This is a genomic window from Trichlorobacter sp., assembly GCF_030247655.1.
Lineage (GTDB): Bacteria > Desulfobacterota > Desulfuromonadia > Geobacterales > Pseudopelobacteraceae > Trichlorobacter.
Genome location: NZ_JAOTRZ010000003.1, coordinates 14,532 through 35,244, shown reverse-complemented (window position 1 = coordinate 35,244; position 20,713 = coordinate 14,532). Strand labels below are relative to the sequence as shown.

Genomic DNA, 20,713 nt, shown 5'->3' with positions numbered 1-20,713 from the left:
TATATAATGGGTATTGTTGTTGTCGGTACGGTTGCCTTTGATACGGTAGAGACCCCCTTTGGCAAGGGAGAAAATGTGCTGGGCGGCTCTGCCACCTATTTTTCCACCTCGGCCAGCTTCTTCAGCGATGTCTCGCTGGTGGCGGTGGTGGGTGAGGATTTTCCTGAAGAGCATGTCAGCTTTCTCAAGTCACGGGAGATTGACCTGCAGGGGCTGCAGCGGATTCCGGGCAAGACCTTTCACTGGTCCGGCAAGTATGGCTATGACCTGAATGAGGCCCAGACCCTTGACACCCAGCTGAATGTGCTGCTGGATTTCAAGCCGGAACTGCCAGCTGTTTATCGTGCTACCGATGTCCTTTTTTTGGCCAACATCGATCCTGAACTGCAGCTGCAGGTGCTGGATCAGGTGGAGAAACCCCGCCTGACCGCCTGTGACAGTATGAATTTCTGGATTTCTTCCAAGCCGGAGGCGTTGAAAGAGGTCATGAGGCGGGTTGATATTGTGGTGATCAACGAGGGGGAGGCCCGCATGTTGACCGGTGAGGCAAACCTGGTCAAGGCGGCCCGTCAGATGATTAACCAGGGCTGCAAGCGTCTTGTGGTAAAGCGGGGCGAGTACGGTGTGCTGATGTTTACTGCTGATACGGTCTTTGCCGCTCCGGCCTGGCCCCTGGAAGAGGTCTTTGACCCAACTGGCGCTGGCGATACCTTTGCCGGTGGTTTTATGGGCTATCTGGCTAATACCGGTGACCTTTCTGAAGAAGGGATCCGGCAGGCGCTGGTCTTCGGTTCGGTGATGGCCTCCTTCAACGTGGAGGATTTCAGTCTGAATCGGATGAAGCGTTTGACCTACCCGGAGATTGAGGCCCGATATCGCAGCTTCAAGGGGCTAACCAGTTTCCGGGATCTGGGGTTTAATTGACAAGCATACGGTTGTCTGGTAGTTTTTACAGCATGTTACGTGTTTTTAACTCATTACAAGGAGTCCCCATGCGTTACGGAACCTTGCTGACAGCTCTGGTGGTTGCATCAACACTAACCGGGTGTGCTGCCACCTCGTCAAGCGGGCGTCCCGGCTCGTATCACTACCAGATGGGTGTCTCATACCTTGAGGAGCGTAACTACACCGCAGCGTTGACCGATTTGACGGAAGCGGAAAAGCTTGATCCCGATAATGCAGAGCTGCAATATAATCTGGGGCGTGCTTTGACCGGCAAGCGGCGGCTTGATCTTGCTGAACAGCGTTTTTTGCGAGCCTTGACCCTGCGACCCAACTACTCCGATGCACGTAATGACCTTGGTGTACTCTATCTTGAAACCAGCCGCTGGGATAATGCTATCCAGCAGTTCAAGGCTGTCAAGGATGACCTTTTTTATCCCCGCCATGACCATGCCTTGATCAATCTTTCTTTAGCCTACCTTGGCAAGGGGGATTACAACGCTGCCTTGGCGGAGTTACAGATTGTCCGTGCTACAGATCCGCGTAATCCGATGATCAGGGTAACCACCGGACGTGTTCTGTTTGCCCAGGGCAAAACGCAGCAGGCTATTGATGAATACCGTCGGGCGATTGAGATCGCGTCTGATTACAACCAGGCATATTTTCATCTGGGGTTGGCGCTGATGAAGCAAAGCCAGTTGGCTGCTGCCAAGGCAGCCTTTAAGGAAGTGGTCAGGATTTCACCTGATTCTGAAATCGGCCACACTGCCATGGGTTATATCGACCTGCTCAGGTAGGAGCCTATTCGTGGAACATGATCACCAGGCAGCCACTTCTGAAGTTGAAACGCACTCGGCCGGTTCAATTCTTCGCCGTTGTCGCGAATTCAGCCATATTTCGATTGAAGAGGCAGCTGAAGCAACCAAGATAGGTAAAAACTATCTGCGGGCACTGGAGGATAACCGGTTTCAGGATCTTCCAAGTCCGGCCTACCTGAAAGGCTTCCTGAAAACCTATGCAACCTATCTTGGCTTACAGACAGAGGAACTGATCCAACTGGTAGCCCAGCAGGAAAATGCCTTTCCGGCTGAAGCACAGAAAACCGAACAGATGCGCCAGGCAGTGGGTGGTTTTAGCTGGCAGCGTCTGGTCCTGCCTGCGGTGTTGCTGGGCGGCCTGATTATATCTGCCATCATCATGGCGCCACCCCCGTTAAAACGACCAAAACCCTCGGCTGTTCAGCAGCCGTTGCAGGATCTGCCGGTGGCTACAGCCACAACTGCTGTTCAGCTGGCGCATTCTAGTGTGAAGACGGTTCCGGCAGATGTTGCAGGGCGGCAAGAAGCTGTGTTGGAGCAGCCGCCAGAGCCGACAATCCTACCCTCCAAGCCTCGTGACGGTTTTATGATCAGAATGAAGGTTAATCGCAACAGCTCACTAGCTGTTGTGATTGATGATGCCGGTTCCCAGGGATATGACCTAACCAGTGGTGACCTGATTGAGTGGAAGGCAAGCCGTACCATTGCACTGGAACTGACAGATGCCGGTAGTGTCGATATTGAGCTGAACGGTAAGCCGATCAAGCTGCAGGTCCCTGCAGGTAAGCCCGCCTATATCATCCTTGATGCAAATGGGATCAAGCAGTAGCAGGGGCTAAGATAAAGGTTGGCTTGTCTGCCTTGACAGACCGTGACGCCGTGCTAGACTTACCACCAGTTGGCATTTTGGGGGCAGGGGTGTGGCGTGGCTGAACAGCTCAAAAGAATTCTGGTGGTTGATGACGAGGAAAATACCCGTCTCGCCCTGACACGTCTGTTGAGCCGTGAAGGATATGAAGTCACTACCGCAGCAAACGGTCTGGAGGCGTTGAGCAGCCTGCGGAATAGCCCGGCTGAGCTGATTATTACCGATCTGAACATGCCGGAGATGAATGGTCTTGTCTTTCTGCGCGAGTTGAAGCGCGAGTATCCCGCCAGTAATGTGATCATGATTACCGCCTTTGGTGAGGTTGAATCCTACCTTGAGGCATTAAACCTGGGAGCCTTTGAATACCTGAACAAACCACTCAGGCTGGAAGAATTACGGAAGGTGATGGGTAAGATGTTTCCGCCCCCTGCTGCAACGAGAGAGGAGAACTACTGATGAAGCGTTTTAAAAAAATCCTGTTGGCAACCGACTTCTCTGACTACTCAGAAGTTGCCTGTGAATATGCCGTTACCCTGGCTCAGACCTTTAACTCATCACTACTGGTGCTGCATGTCATTAATGAACCGGTTGATATGCGTGGTTTTTATGTGCCTCATATCTCCTTTGAGCAACTTGAACAAGAGATTGAAGCCGGTGCGGTCAGGATGATGGAAACGTTCTGCAACGAAAACCTGAAAGAGTTCAGCGCCTTTGAAACATCAGTAGTTGCCGGTGTCCCCTATGAAGAGATCATCCGGGTTGCCACTGAACAGGAAAGCTCGTTGATAATCATCGGTACCCATGGTCGTACCGGTCTTGATCATCTGATCTTTGGCAGTACTGCAGAACGGGTGGTACGCAGCGCACCCTGCCCGGTGATGACCATCCGCCTTCCTGTAACCGCCCCATAGCCCCGAACTGTACAGACGAACGGTAACGCTATGAACTCCGATGATGCACCATCGACAACAGTTCTGATTGTCGATGACGATACAGCAATTCAAAATCTGCTGAGTATCATTCTGCAACGTCGCGGGTATCGGGTGCTGACTGCCGGTACCGCTGCAGACGGTTTGGCGCAATTGGCAGAACATCAGCCGGAACTGGTGCTGATGGATTATCAATTGCCTGATCGAGACGGTCTTTCAGCGCTCTTGGAGATCAAGAGCCACCATCCCTCCAGCTATGTTGTTATGATCACCGGCCGGGGTAATGAAGAGCTGGCTGTCGAGCTGATGAAGGCCGGGGCTTCAGAATACCTGCTCAAGCCGTTTGATGCCCGTGCCTTGCTCGAACGTCTTGATACAGTGCTTAAGCTGCGTGAGATCGAACTGGCCAACAAGGCGCTGCAGGCTGAGCGGGAACATCTGCTGCTTGAGATTGAAACCTGGAACCGTGAACTGCAGACCAGAGTTCAGGAACGGACCGAGGCGCTGCACCGGGCACAATCCGAGATAGCACAGACAGAGAAATTGGCAGCTCTGGGCTACCTGGCTGCCGGTATGGCCCATGAGATTCGCAATCCACTCAACTCAATCTCGCTGTTCACCCAACTGCTTGGTCAAGGGGTGGAAGAGATTGAGATCGGCGATTATCTTGGCAAGATCCTGAAAGAGGTGGACCGGATTGACGGCATCATCCGCAAACTTGTTGATGCGGCCAATCGCAGCCGTTTAGTGGTGGATGATATCCGGTTGGATCAGGTGGTACAGGATGCCCTGGCGATATTCTCGCCCCAGATAGAAGCCCGCCAGATCCAGGTTCAGTTCACCTGCCCGGAACCGGCCCCGCCAATCAAGGCTGACCGGACCGAGCTGGAACAGATTTTTACCAACCTGTTGATTAATGCGGTGGAAGAGTTACCGCAGGGAGGGCAGCTTTCAGTTCGGATCAGCTGCCCGGAAGGCTTGATTGAGGTCCGTGTTTCAGACAATGGCGGCGGGATCGCAGTTGATCATCTGGATGCCATCTTTAAGCCATTTTTTTCAACCAAAAGCCGGGGTACCGGTATCGGTCTGCCGGTTGCACGCCGTATCGCCCGGCTCTACCATGGAGATGTCAAGGTTGAGCAGACATCGTCACAGGGCACCACATTTTTGGTAACCATCCCCAGAGAGCAGAAGTAGAGATTGAATTGATAGTCTATGACAAGATCAGGCGCCAACATACTAATTATCGATGATGATCCCTTTTTTCAGCGGATTCTCTCGGATGCCTTCAGGGAAAACGGGTTCAACGTCTTTATTGCCAGTGATGGTATTGAAGGGGTAAAGCTCTACCTTGAAAAGTTTCCTGACGTGGTTATCTCTGACCTGGTCATGCCCCGTATGGGTGGCGTCAGCACCTGCATGGAGATCAGCCGGGTGGCTGGTGAACGGCAGCCGATCATTATCCTGCTGACCTCCATGTTTCAGGAAGGGCCCCACGAACATGAAACACCTGAAATGGGTGCCCGTTTTCATATCCCCAAATCCACCGCGCCACTGAATATTGTGATTCTGGTTGAACAACTGATCGAACGCGCCAAGACCCAGGCCACCCTCCACTGATACCATGCCGTTTCTTTTTCGTAATCTCACCCTCCAGCCAGGCGAGGATGAAGACCGTCTGATTACCCTTACAGCGCGGGTCTTTGGTCTTGACCCTGACGCCTTGCAACAGTTCCGTATCCTGCGCAAAGGGGTTGATGCCCGTAAAAAGCCCAGGGTGCTGCTGGTCTACACCGTTAGTTTCAATCTGGCCGATGAGACTGGATTCTGGAAACGTCACCAAGGCACGCCCAACCTTGAGCAACTTCCGGTTGCCCTTCCCCAGATTTTTACCAGACGCAACAGTACTGAACCGGTAGTGGTTGTCGGTATGGGGCCGGCCGGGCTGTTCTGCGCCCTGCGGCTGGCAGCCTACGGCATTGCTGCAACGGTCATTGAACGGGGTAAACCGATTGAAGAGCGGGTGAAGGATGTGGCCCGTTTCTGGCGGGATGGTCACCTTGATACAGAAAGCAATGTCCAGTTTGGTGAAGGTGGCGCCGGGACCTTTTCTGACGGCAAGCTGACCTGCCGACTGCGCGATCCCAATACCGGCTGGGTGTTGGAACAACTGATCCGCTTTGGAGCACCGCCGGAGATTCGCTACCAGGCCAAGCCCCATGTCGGTACGGACCGGCTGCGTAGCGTGGTTGCCGCCTTGCGGGCTGGTCTGCTGGAAAGCGGTGCAGACCTCCGTTTTTCCACCTGTCTGACTGGTCTTGTCAGTAGTGATGGCCAGCTTTGTGCTGCACGCAGCAATGGTCGGGACGAACTTCCCTGTAAACATCTGGTGCTGGCGGTGGGTCACAGTGCCAGAGACACCTACGTCATGCTGTCCCGCCAGAATCTTGTGATGGAGCCAAAACCGTTTGCCATCGGCCTGCGGGTGGAACACCCCCAAGGGGTGATCGACCGGATTCAGTATGGCAAGCCTCACCCGGCCCTGCCCAAGGCCGACTATGCCCTGACCTACAATAACGACCTGACCAAGCGTAGCTGTTACTCCTTCTGCATGTGTCCGGGCGGGCTGGTGGTTGCCAGCTCTTCTGAGGCAGAAATGGTGGTGGTTAATGGAATGAGTAATCTGGGGCGGGATTCCGGCTTTGCCAACAGTGCTCTGGTTGTCAATGTGCGTCCCGAAGACTTTGGTGGCAGTGATCCGCTGGCCGGGGTTCGTTTTCAGCAACAGTGGGAGCGTACAGCCTTTACCGCCGGTGGCGGCAACTACCATGCCCCGGCCCAGAACCTGCTGGCCTTTATCGGTCAGGGCAGAGGTGGCTACCACTCAAGCTATCGTCCCGGCACGGTTGAGGCAGATCTGGCAACCGTGCTGCCTGATTATGTAGCCGAAACCCTACGGGAGGGAATTGTCTCGTTTGATCGGAAGATGAAAGGGTTTATAACGCAGGAAGCAGTCTTAACCGGAGTGGAAACCCGCACCTCTGCCCCGCTACGAATCCTGCGGAGGGAGGAGGACTGCCAGTCCCCCACGCTGCGCGGCCTGTATCCTTGTGGCGAAGGAGCAGGCTATGCAGGAGGGATTATGTCTGCTGCCCTGGATGGGGTGCGTGTGGCAGACCAGATCGCCGGGCAGTTAACTCCGTGAAGCACCGCTGCGTCCCAACAATATAAGGATACCAGGAACTATCATAAAGATTGGCCACCATTTGTTAAGCAACTGGCCAAGTGGCGGGATCACCCCGTGATTACTAAGCAGAAAGAGTATTCCCAGAGTTACCAGCATAATGCCACTGGTAAACGAAGTTTTTGATTTCATTATAGTGTGTCCTTTCTATAAACGAACCTGGCCATCCCCATACACGATAAATTTGGTCGTAGTCAGATCTTCAAGCCCCATCGGACCAAAGGAATGCAGCTTGGTGGTGGAAATGCCGATCTCCGCCCCCAGTCCCAACTGACCGCCATCGTTAAAGCGGGTTGAGGCATTGACCAGTACGCAGGAAGAGTTAACCTCCCTGATAAAGCGTTGGGCATTGGCATAATCGCTGGTTACAATCACCTCACTGTGCAATGATCCGTACTGGTTGATATGATCAATGGCCGCATCCATATCATCCACCACCCTACAAGCAAGGATCAGTTCCAGATACTCGGCAGCCCAATCCTCCTCCGTGGCAAGCTTGGTCTGGGGCGCATACTTCCGAAACTGTTCATCCCCACGTAGTTCAACCTGCAGATCCCCGAGTGTCCTGGCAAAGTCAGGAATAAACGTTGCTGCCACATCCTTATGGATCAGCAGTGTCTCCAGCGCATTGCAGACACCGGGGCGCTGGGTCTTGGCGTTAATGATAATCCGGGTGGCCATCTCAAAATCAGCTGAGGCATCTACAAACAGGTGGCAGACCCCTTTGTAATGCTTGATCACCGGGATGCGGGAGTTTTCTACTACAAAGCGGATCAGGCTCTCGCCGCCACGGGGGATAATCAGGTCAATCAGCTCCTCCTGCTTCAGCATCTCCAACACCCCTTCCCGTTCGGTGAACGGGATCAGCGACAGGGCAGCCTCGGGGATACCCAGTTCTTTCATCACCCCCTGCAGAATGGCAGCAATGGCGCGGTTGGAATGGATCGCCTCGGAGCCGCCCCGTAATACCACGGCATTGCCGGACTTGAGGCAGAGCGCCGCAGCATCGGCAGTCACGTTGGGGCGGGATTCGTAGACAATGCCGATTACCCCCAGTGGAATCCGCATCTTGCCCACCATAATACCATTGGGGCGTTTCGACATTTTGGTGATCTCGCCCACTGGATCTGGCAGGCCAGCCACTTCCCGCAGGGCATCGGCCATCCCTTTGATCCGCTTGGCATCCAGCATCAGACGGTCCAGCATGGCATCGGACAGCCCTTTCTCCTTGCCCGCTGCCAGGTCTTTGGTGTTTTCAGCAATCAGGGACGCGCTGCCAACCTCAAGGGCTTCAGCCATCTTCAGCAGCATCTCATTTTTTATGGTGGTGGAAAGCCGCGCCAGGGCTATTGAGGCCTGGCGGGCGTTTTTGGCGATGGTGGCAACCTGCTCTGCAATGGTCATGGGTGGTTCTCCTTGATAGCATGTTCTTCGGCCAACTCTCCCAGAATCCGTTCAAAGACGTCCCGAATCCCTTCCGTGGTGGCCTCATAATCTTTCAAAAGCGCCTCACCGGGATGCCGCAGCTGCGGATCATAGGACAGGCGACGGGCCAGTTTGTCCAGATAGCGTTGGTCCCCGGCAAGGTCATTGATGGAGTGATCATGCAGCAGTCGTAAGCGGTTTTCCAGCTTGCGCAGAAATTTGTAGCCAGCGATCAGGGTATCTGCCTGCTGTGCAGTGATGATGCTCAGGATCTGGACCTCTTTCAGTGCCGTTACCGTATTTTGGGTGCGCAGTTCGGGGTGGTGCTGACCGTAGCGCAGTTGCAGGTACTGGGCAATGAACTCCACATCCACCATGCCGCCGCGACCGGTCTTAATATTGTATGAACCGGCGGTCTCTTTGGCGATCTCGTTTTCCATCCGCATCCGCAGGCGGTGAATCTCCTGGCGTCCGTCATCACCCAGTGAGGCACCATAGACGGTCTGCCGGATAACGGCATCAATGCTGCTGTGCAGGACAGGTTCGCCCAGTACCACCCGCGCTTTTGCCATGGCCTGGCGTTCCCAGACCTGGGCCTCGGTGCGGTGGTAGGTAAGGAACGATTCCAGCGAGGTGACCAGTGGACCGGCGTTGCCGGAGGGGCGCAGCCGGGTGTCAAGCTTGTAGACATAGCCTTCACGGGTGGCGGTGGAAAGGATCGAGATCAGCTTCTGGGCCAGCTTGGCAAAGTATTCGTGATTACTGATCTGTTTTTCGCCGTCGGTGGTACCCTGGTGGTCGTAGATGAAGATGATGTCCAGGTCGGAGTGATAATTGAGCTCTTCACCACCCAGTTTGCCCATGCCTACGATTGCAAGACTTGCACTGTGGAACTGCCCGTTATCCTGATAACGTGGACGGCCAAAGCGGGCCAGTTCGGTGGTGGCCAGTCGGTAAGCCTCTTCCAGACAGACCTCGGCCAGACAGGAAAGTTGCGAGGCGATCGCCCCCTGTCGTAAATGGCCGTGGATATCGTTCAGGCCGATCCTCAGGAACTCCTCATTGCGGTAGCGCCGCAGGACATCCAGACGTTCCTCAAAATCCTCCGCCTGTAACAGCAGGCTGGAAAGCTCCTCATCCATTACCTCCCTGGGTTTGACCATGGAGGCGTAGGTGTGGGCCACCATGGATTCCAGCAGTTCAGGATGGCCGATCAGGATCTTGGACAGGAAGGCCGAGGTGCCGAACAGGGTGGCCAGCAGACGCAGGGCATCGTGGTTCTCGGCCAGCAAGGCGTAGCAGGAGGATCTGCCACTGATCATCGTTAAAAAGCGTTCGGCATGGGCCAGGGCCATATCCGGGTCAGGCGCTTCCAGCAGGGCCTGGAGAAATGGCGGGGCGATCTGGGCATGGATCCGGCGGTTACGTTCAGTGACATTACCTTTAATCGGGCCGCTACGCAGCAGGGCCAGGTTATCAAAGGCGCGGTCTACATCCTCCAGCCGCCGTTCTGCCAGCATATCCTTGACCAGATCCGGTTCTGCCTTGGTATCCAGCAGGTAGAGGATTTCCGGCTTTGTCTGTTGCTGTTGCAGCTGCTCATCTCGACTGTGGAACAGGCTGCCAAAGATGGCGGCTACCCGTTGGCGATGCTGTTCAAGGGTCTCTTTGAAACGCTGTAGCCCATTATCCCGCAGGAAACCGCTGCGACGGGCCAGTGCAAGGAGCTCATCTTCCTTGGTTGGCAGGCTGTGGGTCTGGCGCTCCTGCACCACCTGAATACGGTGTTCGACCGTACGCAGAAAACGGTAGGCATCACTCAACTGTTGGCGGTCCTCGTCACTGATCAACTTTGCCTCTGCCAACAGTTCCAGTGCGATCAGTGAATTGCGTTCCCGCAGCCGGGGCACCTTGCCAGCGTAGACCAGTTGCAGGGCCTGAATAAAGAACTCAATTTCTCTGATTCCCCCCCTGCCCAGTTTCAGGTTGATCTCTCCTTCACGGTTACGGGTCAGGGAGGCATCAATCCGCTGCTTCATCAGCTTCATATCCTCGATCAGGGTGTAGTCGAGGTATTTGCGGTAGACAAAGGGGATCAGGGTCTGCAGCAGCTGTTCACCCAGTTCCCGCGAACCTGCCACCGGGCGGGCCTTGAGCATGGCGGTCCGTTCCCAGGACTGTCCCCATGATTCGTAGTAGATCTCGGCAGAACGTAATGATACCGCCATGTCACCGGACTTGCCTTCAGGCCGCAGCCCCACATCCACCCGGAAGACAAAGCCGTCCTCCGTGACCTGATTCATGGCCTTGGTGACCTGCTCCGCCAGTTTGTTAAAGAAGGCGTGCAGGGAGATTACCCCCTTGCGCCCGCCACGACCATCATCAATACCAGCGGTTTCGCCGCTATCAGTCTCATAAAAGAAGATAATATCGATGTCAGAAGAAAAGTTAAGTTCACGGCCCCCGAATTTGCCCATGCCCAGGATAGTCATCACGGCTGTCCGGGGGCCATCATCGGTTTGCTTGAGCGGGGTGCCGTATTCCTGGACCAGCAGACGATGACAGGTATCATAGGCGACCTGCAGGGTGGCTGAGGCCAGATCTGACAGCTCTCTGGTTACCTCTTCCAACGGTGCCAGACCGTTCAGGTCACGGGCGGCAATCCGCAGAATTTCAAACCGTTTGAAGCAACGTAAAACCTTCATTAAGCTCTGCAGGTCAGCATGGTCCGGTGTGTTGCGGCGCAGATCAGCCAGCAGTTCAGCCCTGGTGCGGGACTGATCCAGCTCATTGTCGGCAAAGAGGCGGGAGAAAAAAGAAGGTTCCTTGAAAATCAGGTTGGTCAGAAACGGTGAGGCTCCGCACAGGAACATGCACTGACTCAGACGTCTTCGATTGGCGATGACGGTCATCAGGTGGCTGCGGTCCAGTATCCCCACCAGGCGTTCAAAGCCGTTCAAGGCCATGTCTGGCGAAGGGGTGCGCAGCGCTGCCAGTGCTATCTTCAACAGGGTTTCAGCGGAAAAAAGCACTGCCATCAGCAGCAGATTGTTTGCCGAACGGGCACCATAGGCAAAGCCTGATTGCTCCAAGAGCCGGATCAGTTCCTGATCACGGGACGGCTCATCCTCCAGGGCCATGATCCAGGAAAAATTGTGGTCAAAACGGGTGCTTGGCATATCAGGCCGCAGCCAGGGCTGCCAGCTCCTTGGTGTAGTTGCCGTGTGCCACGCCGTGCTCGGTAATAATGGCGCTGATGTACTTTGCCGGGGTCACATCAAAGGATGGGTTGCGCACCCTGACCCCCTCCGGCGCAATCGGCAGGCCACGGATATGGGTAACTTCGGTTGCCGGACGTTCTTCAATCGGAATCAGTGATCCATCGGTCAGGGAGAGATCAAGGGTGGACACCGGTGCCGCCACATAGAACGGGATGCCATGCTCTTTGGCCAGGACCGCCACGCTGAAGGTGCCGATCTTGTTGGCTGTATCGCCGTTGGCGGCAATCCGGTCGGCGCCCACCACGCAGCAGGTGATTTCGCCGCGGGACATGAAGAAGCCGGCCATGTTGTCCGAGATCAGGGTCACCGGGATGTTGTCCTTCATCAGTTCCCAGGTGGTCAGGCGGGCTCCCTGCAGCCAGGGGCGGGTCTCATCGGAAAAGACCTGAATCTTTTTACCTGCCTCATGGGCAGCTCGGATTACCCCTAATGCCGTGCCGTAACCTGCAGTGGCCAGTCCTCCGGCATTGCAGTGGGTTAGAACAGTAGCTTCCACTGGAATCAGTTCTGCGCCATGTTTGCCGATGCTTTTGCAGATGGCCAGGTCTTCTGCCTCAATTCTGATCGCCTCTTCCTTAAGTCCGGCCCGGATCGTTTCCAGCGGGCTACCCTTGAGGGACTGTGCCTTCTGCTTCATCCGTTCAATGGCCCAGAACAGATTGACTGCCGTGGGCCGGGTGCGGGCCATGACATCGCAGACGTTATCCAGCTGGCGGAAGAATGATTCCTGGGTATCGGCAATGATCTCCCGTGCCCCCAGGGCGATCCCCATGGCAGCAGCCACACCGATGGCCGGAGCACCACGGACCACCATCCCCTTGATCGCCTCTGCCACGGCATTAAAATCAGTGTAACGCTGATAGACTTCTTCCATTGGCAGGCGGGTCTGGTCAATCATGATTACGGCATCGTCGCGCCATTCTATGGTTCGGAAGGACATATGATCCACCTCGTTTTGGTTGTTGTTCGGAACAGTTATAGCGTTGGCCACGGCCTGTTTCAAGCAAAAGCCGTAATTGACAGCATCTATTCGTGCTGCAGGTGAACAGTTGATTCTATGGTAGTCTTGCAAAAATGTAAAAAGCGATTGACAAAATCGTTAAAATAAATACGATGCGAAGTCGTTTTGTGAGTGGTGGCAGAAACAGATGGACTAGTAGCTCAGTTGGTAGAGCAGGCGACTCTTAATCGTCAGGTCGTAGGTTCGAACCCTACCTGGTCCACCATATTACTGAAATTGATGGGGTATCGCCAAGTGGTAAGGCAACGGACTCTGACTCCGTCACCGCAGGTTCGAATCCTGCTACCCCTGCCAAAAATAATTTATGCTTTGCGAGATTGACTTTTGCGGTAGCGGTTATTATTATTTTTATACAGCAGTTAACTCCGCCCGAAAGGAGAATCCTGTTATGTGGACTGCACACTTTAGAATCCGTCCGGTATCCCACTGCAAGGAAGGGTGCCGAAGCTAGCCTGCCGATAAGCTGTCGGCGGGCAGACAAGAACGAACCCCGTGTCGGTTGACACGGGGTTTTTTTGTGCGTAATCTGCTGAACTATGAAAAAATATATCATCATAGCTACTCTACTTATTCTTGCCATTGTCGCTGGAATCTGGATCTTTGTCGGGCGTTCAGCCAAGGTCAGCTATAAGACGGTCCCGCTTGAAAAAGGGAGCGTTGTTGCTGCCATCTCGGCCACCGGCACCGTGAATCCGGTTACCACGGTACAGGTTGGCTCCCAGGTTTCCGGCACTATTCAAAAATTGCTGGTTGATTATAATTCAAGGGTCAAAAAAGGGCAGATAATTGCCGAGATTGATCCTGCTCTCTTTCTGGCCCAGGTCGAACAGGCCAGAGGCAACTTCCTGAATGCCCAGGCCGGGCTACAAAAAGCCAGGGTTGTTTTGGCCGATGCCAAGCGGACCCTTGAGCGTAACAGGCAGTTGATAAGCCAGGGGATCGTGGCCCAGAGTGATTTTGATGCCTCCCAGACCGCCTATGATTCAGCTCTGGCGGGGATCAAGTCGGCTGAGGCCGGGGTGACCCAGTACCGGGGTACCTTGATGCAGGCTGAGACCAACCTGAAAAACTCGGTGATCCGCTCACCGGTGGATGGTGTGGTGATCTCACGAAGTATCGATGTGGGCCAGACCGTGGCCGCCTCGTTCCAGACTCCTACCCTGTTTTCCATTGCCCAGGATCTGACCAAGATGCAGATTGAAACCAGCGTGGATGAGGCTGATATCAGCCGTGCCCGCCTGGATCAGACCGCCACCTTTACGGTTGATGCCTATCCTGACCGCAGCTTTAAAGGGCGGGTCACCCAGATCCGCTCTGCCCCGATTACGGTCCAGAATGTGGTCACCTACATTGTGGTGGTGCAGGTGGATAACAAAGACCTGCATCTGAAGCCCGGCATGACCGCCAATGTCTCGATTGAGACCGGCCGTAGGGATGGCGTCCTGAAGCTGCCTGCTGCGGCGTTGCGTTTCCGTCCCAAAACAGATGCGGATAAAAAATCAGCCAAAGCAGGCCAGAGACCGGCAGGAAGTGGTAAAGGCAAGCCTGGCGGAGCGCAGCAAAAGGTCTATCTGTTGAAGGATGATAAGCCGGTAGCGGTAGCGGTCACCACCGGACTTGGTGATGCCAGCTTTATTGAACTGGTTGAAGGCGGGTTGCAGGAAGGTGATCAGGTGATCGTTGAACAACTTGATAAAACAAAGAAAAAAGCATCCGGTATGGGTGGTTCGCCCATGGGACCGAGGATGTAGCCAGGGGTGTTCTGTATGAAAAAACCGTTGATGCTGATGATTCTGGATGGCTGGGGTATCAACCCCTGTCGGGATAACAACGCCGTTGCCATGGCTAAGGCCCCCAATCTTGCCGGATACCTGCAGGAGTTCCCCCATGTGCAGATCAAGACTTCTGGTATGGCAGTGGGACTGCCTGAAGGTCAGATGGGCAACTCAGAGGTAGGTCACCTTAATCTGGGTGCCGGTCGGGTTGTCTATCAGGACTTCACCCGCATCACCAAATCAATTCTGGATGGCGATTTTTTTACCAATCCTGTCCTGCTGGACTGCATTGCCAAGGTCAAGGCCAGTGGTGGCCGCCTGCACCTGGCAGGGCTGCTGTCTGATGGCGGGGTCCATTCCCACAACACCCACCTCTATGCATTGATTGAGCTGGCCAGGCAACAGGGGCTGACGGACGTATTCATACACTGTCTGCTGGATGGGCGGGATACGCCCCCCCAGAGCGGAGTCGGCTACCTTGCGGAGCTTGAGGCAGCACTGGTCAAGATCGGCTGCGGCAGGATCGCTACGGTGATGGGGCGTTACTATGCCATGGACCGGGATAACCGCTGGGATCGGGTTGAACAGGCCTATAACGCCCTGGTGCTGGGCCAGGGAGCATGCTGTGCTTCATCAGCAGAGGCGATCCAGTCCAGTTACGGGGCTGGAGTATATGATGAATTTGTGCTGCCCTGCGTGGTCTGCGCTGATGGTAAACCAGTAGGAACTGTCAACGATGGTGATGGTATCATCTTCTTCAACTTTCGTTCAGACCGCGCCCGTGAAATCACCCGTGCCTTGACCTTCAAGGATTTTGACGGGTTTCAGCGGCAATGGGTTTCACAACTGGCAGCCTATGTCTGCATGACCGAGTATGATGCCACCTTTGGCCTGCCGATCGCCTATGCGCAGCAAGAGCTGACCAATCTGCTGGGTGGGGTACTGGCAGAGGCAGGCCTGAAGCAGCTGCGGATTGCCGAGACCGAAAAATACGCCCATGTGACCTTCTTCTTTAACGGTGGTGTTGAGGCCCCGTTTAGCAATGAGGATCGCGCGCTGATCCCGTCTCCCAAAGAGGTAGCCACCTATGACCAGAAGCCGGAGATGAGCGCCTACCTGGTGGCAGATGAACTGCTCAAGCGGCTGGATCAGGATCTCTATGATGTTATTATCCTTAACTTTGCCAACTGCGACATGGTTGGTCACACCGGTATTCTGCCCGCTGCCATCCGTGCCGTAGAGGCGGTGGACAGTTGTGCCGGCAAGGTGGTGGAAAAGGTTCGCCAATTGGGTGGTACCGTGCTGGTCACCGCTGATCATGGCAATGCCGAGCAGATGGCCGATGAAAACGGCGAGCCCTATACTGCCCATACCTGTAATCCGGTCTGGCTAATTCTGGTGGATGACAGCCGCAAGGGGGCTGTGTTGAAAGAGGGCGGCAAGCTGGCCGATATTGCTCCCACCATGCTGAAACTACTGGGGATGTCCCAGCCTGCAGAAATGACTGGAGAAAGTCTGCTATGAAAACCGTATCCATCCCGGCAACAGACAACGAATATATCGTCGGCAAGATCCTCTGCATTGGTCGTAATTATGTGGATCATATTAAAGAGCTGGGCAATGATGCCCCTTCTGCGCCCGTGGTGTTCATGAAGCCCGCTACTGCGATAATCGGCAACGGCGAGTCGGTGGTAATCCCGGCGTACAGTAGTGATTGTCACTATGAGGCTGAGCTGGCGGTGTTGATCGGTGTGGAAGGTAAGGATATCACCGAAGCTGATGCGCTTTCCCATGTGGCAGGCTACGGCGTGGCGATTGATATGACCCTGCGGGATGTACAGGACAATCTGAAGAAAAAAGGACTGCCCTGGGAGATTGCAAAGGGGTTTGATACCTCCTGCCCGTTGTCTGATTTTGTACCGGTAGACAAGGTGGCTGATCCGCAGGGTCTGACCATCTGTCTCTCCTTGAATGGTGAGCAGCGCCAGAACGGATCAACCGGTCTGATGATCAACAGTGCGGCCAGAATCATCAGCTATCTGTCTGGAATCTTTACCCTGGAAGAGGGTGATGTCATTTTGACCGGTACACCGGCCGGGGTTGGCCGGGTGGTTGCCGGTGATCGGATGGAGGCCAGTATTGCAGGTGTTGGCAGTGTGGGCGTGAACGTTATTTGAAACAACAATAAATAGAGGGGTGAATCATGCAAAATGAAAAAGAATGCCCTGAATGCAAAGGCAAGATGATCTTGTTGCCTGGCTGAGGTGGCCACTTCTGGCGGTGCCAGAAGTGCGGGGTACGTCTTTCGTACCATAAGGATCAGCAGAGTTGTCGTTGCTCGTAGTTGCAGACCATTCCAGATTTTTATTTGTCCATCTGAAAAAGTGCTTGACGTAGTGGACCTCTTTAACTATAGTCCACAACTCTGTAAAAAACGAAGAGGTGGTACCAACTATGTACGCAGTTATTAAGACAGGTGGCAAGCAATACAAAGTCGCTGAAGGCGATTTCCTGAAGGTTGAGAAGCTGGACAACATCGTGGGTGACACGATTGAGTTTGGCGAGGTGCTGATGATCGGCGGCGATGCCGTTAAGGTCGGGGCTCCGCTGGTGGCAGGCGCATCAGTAACTGCAAAGGTTGCTGTACAGGGCCGTGACAAGAAGATTCTGGTCTTCAAGTCAAAGCGCCGCAAGAACAGCCGCAAGCTGATCGGTCACCGTCAGTACCACACGGTACTGAAGATTGAAAAAATCAGCGCCTAAGCGCTTACGATTTATTTTTTTGAGGAGAGAGAACCATGGCACATAAAAAAGCTGGTGGTAGTTCCCGTAACGGCCGCGATTCAGACGGCCAGAGGCTTGGTTGCAAAAAATTTGGTGGTGAGCAGGTTCTGGCTGGTAACATCATCTATCGTCAGCGCGGCACCCAAATTCACCCCGGCACCAACGTAGGTTGCGGCAGAGATCATACTCTGTTTGCCCTGATTGAAGGGGTTGTCAAGTTTGAGCGTTTGGGCCGTGATCGCAAGAAGGTTTCCGTATATCCTTCTTAATTCTGAGCCTCACTCTGTTTTTAAAACCCGACGGTTACAGCCGTCGGGTTTTTTTGTGCCTGGAGCATGGCAATATTCAATCCCGCCGATTTGACCGGATGCTGTTCCGGGTGTATAGGGTAGCACTAGTTTGCAGATGATAAGCTATAGGCTATCAAAGGGGGTACAGCATGAAACGTCTGATGGCAGGTGTATGCTGTCTGCTGGTTTTTGCGGCAGGCAGTGCTTGTGCGGATGAGTTGAAAGATGCTTCTGACCGGCTACAGCCACTGACTGAGCGGATTACAAAGATTGGTGCCGGTAAGTCAGCGGATTATTTAAAAAGCCAGCTTGCTGCGGCACAGGAGACGCTTGGCGCGGTAAAAGCGGCAATAGCGGCTAAAAATGGACCTGTTGCGCTGCAAAAAACAGAGCTGGTGGATCTTCAGTTGACCATTGCCGAGGCCAAGGCAGCCGAGATGGAGGCAGATGAGCAGTTGGTGCTGCGGCGGGCAGAACTGAAAAAATTTGAGGCGCAGTTTGATCAGCTGTTGCAGACAGGAGGGAAGTGATATGCCACGAATATACCTGTTCGTTCTGGCTTTTGTAAGTGTCATTAGCTGCGGCTCCTTGAGCTTTGCCGCAGACAAGATAGATTATCCTGCTAAAATTGCAGCTGCCAGGGCTGGTATTGAAGAGCTTGCTGTCAAGGTTGGTAATTATCCCCAGGCCCTGGCAGAAATAGAGAAGGCGCGTGTCTCCTTAAAAAAAGCTGAACAGAGCTATGATAAAGGCCGACAGTGGATGGGTCTTGGCGGGCTTAAACCTGAAGCAGAACAGGAAATTGCCCATAATCTGCAGATGGTTGATCTGGCACTGGTTCTTACTGGTTCGCGGGCTGCCAAGGGGCGTAACGAAGAGGATGCTGCTGCTGTTGACAAACAGCTGACTCTGGTGAAGGACAGGGTCAAGCTGCTTGAAGAGCGGAAGCAGAGCGGGGATAAGTTGCGTCAGGAGCTGCAGAAGTGTGAAACCAGTTCCAAAGAGCTGACCACCCTGAAAGCAGATCAGACAAAGCTTTCTGCTCAACTTGAGCAGGTCACTGCAGAGAAGAAAAAGCTGGAGACGCAGAATGCAGTGCTTACTGATGAAAAAGCCGCCCTGGCTGCCCAGATTGAGGCATTGAAAAAGGCTGCGTCTGCACCGGCAGCAGCAGTTCAAACACCAACACCGCCTGCGGCCAAGTAGCTGATTGTAGCTATATATTGCTCAAAATTGCGGCCCCCTGCACCAGCATGGGGCCGTAATGCTTGATGAGGCATTGTATTTGCTTCAGGACTTTGTTAGAAATGTTCATTGGTTGCCTGAAATCAGGTGAGGTAAGGGTTTGAAACAGAAAAGGGCCACGCCTTTAGGCGTAACCCCATGATTTTTCTGGTCGGGATGACTAGATTCGAACTAGCGACCCCCTACTCCCGAAGCAGGTGCGCTACCAGGCTGCGCTACATCCCGAAGAAAAATATATAACTTTTTATGCTAGCGCTTGTCAACAGCAAGTCGCACTGGAGGGGACATGTCTACCGCTGATATCCGTACTGAAATCCGGCACCTGCTCAAGGAACGCAATGCCGTTTTGTTGGCTCATAACTATATGCGTGATGAGGTGCAGGCCATCGCAGACATCACCGGCGATTCACTGCAGCTTTCCATGGAGGCTGCCAAGACCGCTGCCGACGTGATTGTCTTTTGCGGTGTGCATTTCATGGCTGAATCTGCCGCAATCCTCTCGCCCGGTAAAAAGGTGCTGCTGCCCCGTGCTGATGCAGGTTGCCCCATGGCTGATATGGTTGATGTCAGTGGTCTGCAGGCATTAAAGGCGCAGCACCCCGGCGTACCGGTGGTGACCTATGTCAACTCATCGGCAGCGGTCAAGGCGGAGTCGGATATCTGTTGCACCTCAGCCAATGCGGTCTCGGTAGTCCGTTCTCTGAAAGAGCAAAAACTGATCTTTGCACCGGATCGTAATCTGGGGCGCTGGATTGCCAAACAGTTGCCAGACAAGGGATTTATCTACTGGGACGGCTACTGCCCCACCCATGAACGTCTGACTGCTGCCAGGGTGCAGGAAGTCAAGGCCGCCCATCCTGATGCCCTGTTTATCTGTCACCCGGAATGCGCCCCTGAGGTCTCGGCTCTGGCAGACCATGTCTGCTCCACCAGCGGTATGTACCTCTATTGCAGCAAGAGCCCGGCCAAAAAGTTCATCATAGGCACTGAAGCCGGGATTCTCTTCAAACTACGGGAGGATAACCCGGACAAGGAGTTTATTCTGGCCTCACCCGCCCTGATCTGTCCTAATATGAAGCTGACTTCGCTGGAGGATATTCTACTGGCGCTGCAGACCATGCAGCCGGTGGTGACCGTGACCGAAGAGGTGCGGCTTAAGTCGCAGGCTGCATTGGACAAAATGCTTGCTGTACCGAGGGATTAACCATGCCTGATTATCTTGGCGCTCATATGTCCATCTCCGGTGGTCTGCATAAATCCATAGAACGCGCCGTTGCTGCCGGTTGCGGTACCCTGCAGATCTTTACCCGCTCCTCCAACCAGTGGAAAGGCAAGCCGATCAGCGACAAGGATGCGGATCTGTTCCGCAGCAGCTTTACCGCTTCCGGTCTGCATGAAGTCATCTCCCATGATATCTACCTGATCAATCTGGCAGCCCCGGAAGGGGATACCCGCGATAAAAGCCTGATTGCCTTTGGCGATGAAATGACCACCTGTGCCCGTTTGGGGATCAACAAGATTGTAATGCACCCCGGTTCCCACACCACTGATTCGCCCGAGGTCGGGCTGGAGCGGGTAATCAATGCCTTTGATCAGCTTTTTGAACAGACCCCTGAATATGAAGGGCTGGTGCTGCTGGAGACCACTGCCGGACAGGGCACCAACCTGGGCCGCACCTTTGAAGAGTTGCAGACCATCATTAACGGATCAAAATATCCGGATCGATTCGGTGTCTGTTTCGATACCTGCCACACCTTTGCCGCCGGTTACAATACCGCCACCCCGGAAGGATACGCCGATGTCATGGCACAGTTTGACCGACTGCTGGGGATTGAGCGGCTGCGCTGTTTTCACTTCAATGATTCCAAAAAAGGGCTGGGCAGCCGGGTGGACCGTCATGAGCATATCGGTCAGGGAACTCTGGGGCTGGAGCCGTTCCGTTTCATCATGAACGACCCGCGCTTTGTGAAGATTCCGAAGATACTGGAAACCCCCAAGGGGGATGATGATGCCATGGATCAGGTCAATCTGGCCTTGCTGCGAAGCTTAACGGCTGTTTGACAATCCTGAAAACTGCGCTATAACAACCAC

21 protein-coding genes and 2 tRNA genes are annotated in these 20,713 nt (G+C 54.2%); 18 read left to right on the top strand and 5 right to left on the bottom strand.

All coding sequences use genetic code 11. The features are described from left to right. Positions 1-6: 6 nt before the first annotated feature. The 8 genes from OEL57_RS00445 to OEL57_RS00410 all read left to right on the top strand — a co-directional run bounded on the left by OEL57_RS00445 (position 7) and on the right by OEL57_RS00410 (position 6,762). A complete protein-coding gene (locus OEL57_RS00445) occupies positions 7-924 on the top strand; it encodes a PfkB family carbohydrate kinase (protein ID WP_300735748.1) in 918 nt (305 codons plus the stop codon). A 68-nt stretch (positions 925-992) separates the two neighbouring features. Next, complete coding sequence (locus OEL57_RS00440) at positions 993-1,739, top strand: tetratricopeptide repeat protein (protein ID WP_300735747.1); 747 nt, start codon at positions 993-995, stop codon at positions 1,737-1,739. Between the two features lie 10 nt (positions 1,740-1,749). Continuing rightward, complete coding sequence (locus tag OEL57_RS00435; protein ID WP_300735746.1) at positions 1,750-2,589, top strand: helix-turn-helix domain-containing protein; 840 nt, start codon at positions 1,750-1,752, stop codon at positions 2,587-2,589. 96 nt (positions 2,590-2,685) lie between these two features. Beyond that, entirely contained in the window at positions 2,686-3,084 is a 399-nt protein-coding gene (locus OEL57_RS00430) for a response regulator (RefSeq protein ID WP_300735745.1), read from the top strand. Then, positions 3,084-3,539, top strand: coding sequence for a universal stress protein (locus tag OEL57_RS00425; RefSeq protein WP_300735744.1), 456 nt, complete (start codon positions 3,084-3,086; stop codon positions 3,537-3,539). Before OEL57_RS00430 ends, OEL57_RS00425 begins: the two co-directional genes overlap by 1 nt. 30 nt (positions 3,540-3,569) lie before the next feature. After that, positions 3,570-4,754: a hybrid sensor histidine kinase/response regulator gene (locus OEL57_RS00420; protein WP_300735743.1), complete on the top strand. Its 1,185-nt coding sequence runs from the start codon at positions 3,570-3,572 to the stop codon at positions 4,752-4,754. A gap of 18 nt (positions 4,755-4,772) precedes the next feature. Continuing rightward, a complete protein-coding gene (locus OEL57_RS00415; RefSeq protein ID WP_300735742.1) occupies positions 4,773-5,177 on the top strand; it encodes a response regulator in 405 nt (134 codons plus the stop codon). Positions 5,178-5,181: 4 nt separating this feature from the next. Beyond that, on the top strand, positions 5,182-6,762 hold the full coding sequence (locus OEL57_RS00410) for an NAD(P)/FAD-dependent oxidoreductase (protein ID WP_300735741.1): 1,581 nt from the start codon (positions 5,182-5,184) through the stop codon (positions 6,760-6,762). On the opposite strand, the gene OEL57_RS16950 is transcribed toward OEL57_RS00410, so the two are convergent. Genes OEL57_RS16950 through mtnA form a run of 4 tightly spaced genes read right to left on the bottom strand, consistent with a single transcriptional unit; the run spans position 6,751 to position 12,447 of the window. Next, on the bottom strand, positions 6,751-6,900 hold the full coding sequence (locus OEL57_RS16950; RefSeq protein ID WP_349255178.1) for a LiaI-LiaF-like domain-containing protein: 150 nt from the start codon (positions 6,898-6,900) through the stop codon (positions 6,751-6,753). The two genes, OEL57_RS00410 and OEL57_RS16950, sit on opposite strands and share 12 nt — an antisense overlap. A gap of 48 nt (positions 6,901-6,948) precedes the next feature. Continuing rightward, entirely contained in the window at positions 6,949-8,205 is a 1,257-nt protein-coding gene (locus tag OEL57_RS00405; protein WP_300735740.1) for a glutamate-5-semialdehyde dehydrogenase, read from the bottom strand. Then, positions 8,202-11,405 (bottom strand): bifunctional [glutamate--ammonia ligase]-adenylyl-L-tyrosine phosphorylase/[glutamate--ammonia-ligase] adenylyltransferase, encoded by a 3,204-nt coding sequence (gene glnE, locus OEL57_RS00400; protein WP_300735739.1) that lies wholly within the window; start codon positions 11,403-11,405, stop codon positions 8,202-8,204. Before glnE ends, OEL57_RS00405 begins: the two co-directional genes overlap by 4 nt. 1 nt (position 11,406) lies before the next feature. Beyond that, positions 11,407-12,447, bottom strand: a complete 1,041-nt coding sequence (gene mtnA / locus OEL57_RS00395; protein ID WP_300735738.1) for an S-methyl-5-thioribose-1-phosphate isomerase — start codon at positions 12,445-12,447, stop codon at positions 11,407-11,409. 210 nt (positions 12,448-12,657) lie between these two features. Here mtnA and OEL57_RS00390 point away from each other — a divergent pair. The 8 genes from OEL57_RS00390 to OEL57_RS00355 all read left to right on the top strand — a co-directional run bounded on the left by OEL57_RS00390 (position 12,658) and on the right by OEL57_RS00355 (position 18,583). Next, positions 12,658-12,733, top strand: a tRNA-Lys gene (locus OEL57_RS00390). 331 nt (positions 12,734-13,064) lie between these two features. Further along, positions 13,065-14,279, top strand: coding sequence for an efflux RND transporter periplasmic adaptor subunit (locus OEL57_RS00385; protein WP_300735737.1), 1,215 nt, complete (start codon positions 13,065-13,067; stop codon positions 14,277-14,279). Positions 14,280-14,294: 15 nt separating this feature from the next. Further along, the gene (gene gpmI, locus OEL57_RS00380; RefSeq protein ID WP_300735736.1) at positions 14,295-15,827 is read left to right on the top strand and encodes a 2,3-bisphosphoglycerate-independent phosphoglycerate mutase; all 1,533 of its coding nucleotides are present in this window, start codon (positions 14,295-14,297) and stop codon (positions 15,825-15,827) included. Beyond that, positions 15,824-16,480, top strand: a complete 657-nt coding sequence (locus OEL57_RS00375) for a fumarylacetoacetate hydrolase family protein (RefSeq protein ID WP_300735735.1) — start codon at positions 15,824-15,826, stop codon at positions 16,478-16,480. Before gpmI ends, OEL57_RS00375 begins: the two co-directional genes overlap by 4 nt. A 277-nt stretch (positions 16,481-16,757) precedes the next feature. Next, positions 16,758-17,066: a 50S ribosomal protein L21 gene (rplU, locus tag OEL57_RS00370; RefSeq protein ID WP_012471609.1), complete on the top strand. Its 309-nt coding sequence runs from the start codon at positions 16,758-16,760 to the stop codon at positions 17,064-17,066. Positions 17,067-17,101: 35 nt separating this feature from the next. Further along, positions 17,102-17,356, top strand: coding sequence for a 50S ribosomal protein L27 (gene rpmA, locus OEL57_RS00365; RefSeq protein WP_300735734.1), 255 nt, complete (start codon positions 17,102-17,104; stop codon positions 17,354-17,356). Between the two features lie 170 nt (positions 17,357-17,526). Then, positions 17,527-17,907, top strand: coding sequence for a hypothetical protein (locus tag OEL57_RS00360; RefSeq protein ID WP_300735733.1), 381 nt, complete (start codon positions 17,527-17,529; stop codon positions 17,905-17,907). 1 nt (position 17,908) lies between these two features. Beyond that, complete coding sequence (locus OEL57_RS00355; RefSeq protein WP_300735732.1) at positions 17,909-18,583, top strand: hypothetical protein; 675 nt, start codon at positions 17,909-17,911, stop codon at positions 18,581-18,583. A 187-nt stretch (positions 18,584-18,770) separates the two neighbouring features. On the opposite strand, the gene OEL57_RS00350 is transcribed toward OEL57_RS00355, so the two are convergent. Beyond that, positions 18,771-18,847: transfer RNA gene (locus tag OEL57_RS00350), tRNA-Pro, on the bottom strand. A gap of 61 nt (positions 18,848-18,908) precedes the next feature. Between OEL57_RS00350 and nadA the strand changes: the two genes are divergently transcribed. Further along, the gene (gene nadA / locus OEL57_RS00345) at positions 18,909-19,826 is read left to right on the top strand and encodes a quinolinate synthase NadA (protein ID WP_300735731.1); all 918 of its coding nucleotides are present in this window, start codon (positions 18,909-18,911) and stop codon (positions 19,824-19,826) included. A 2-nt stretch (positions 19,827-19,828) separates the two neighbouring features. After that, positions 19,829-20,683 (top strand): deoxyribonuclease IV, encoded by an 855-nt coding sequence (locus OEL57_RS00340; protein ID WP_300735730.1) that lies wholly within the window; start codon positions 19,829-19,831, stop codon positions 20,681-20,683. Positions 20,684-20,713: the final 30 nt, after the last annotated feature.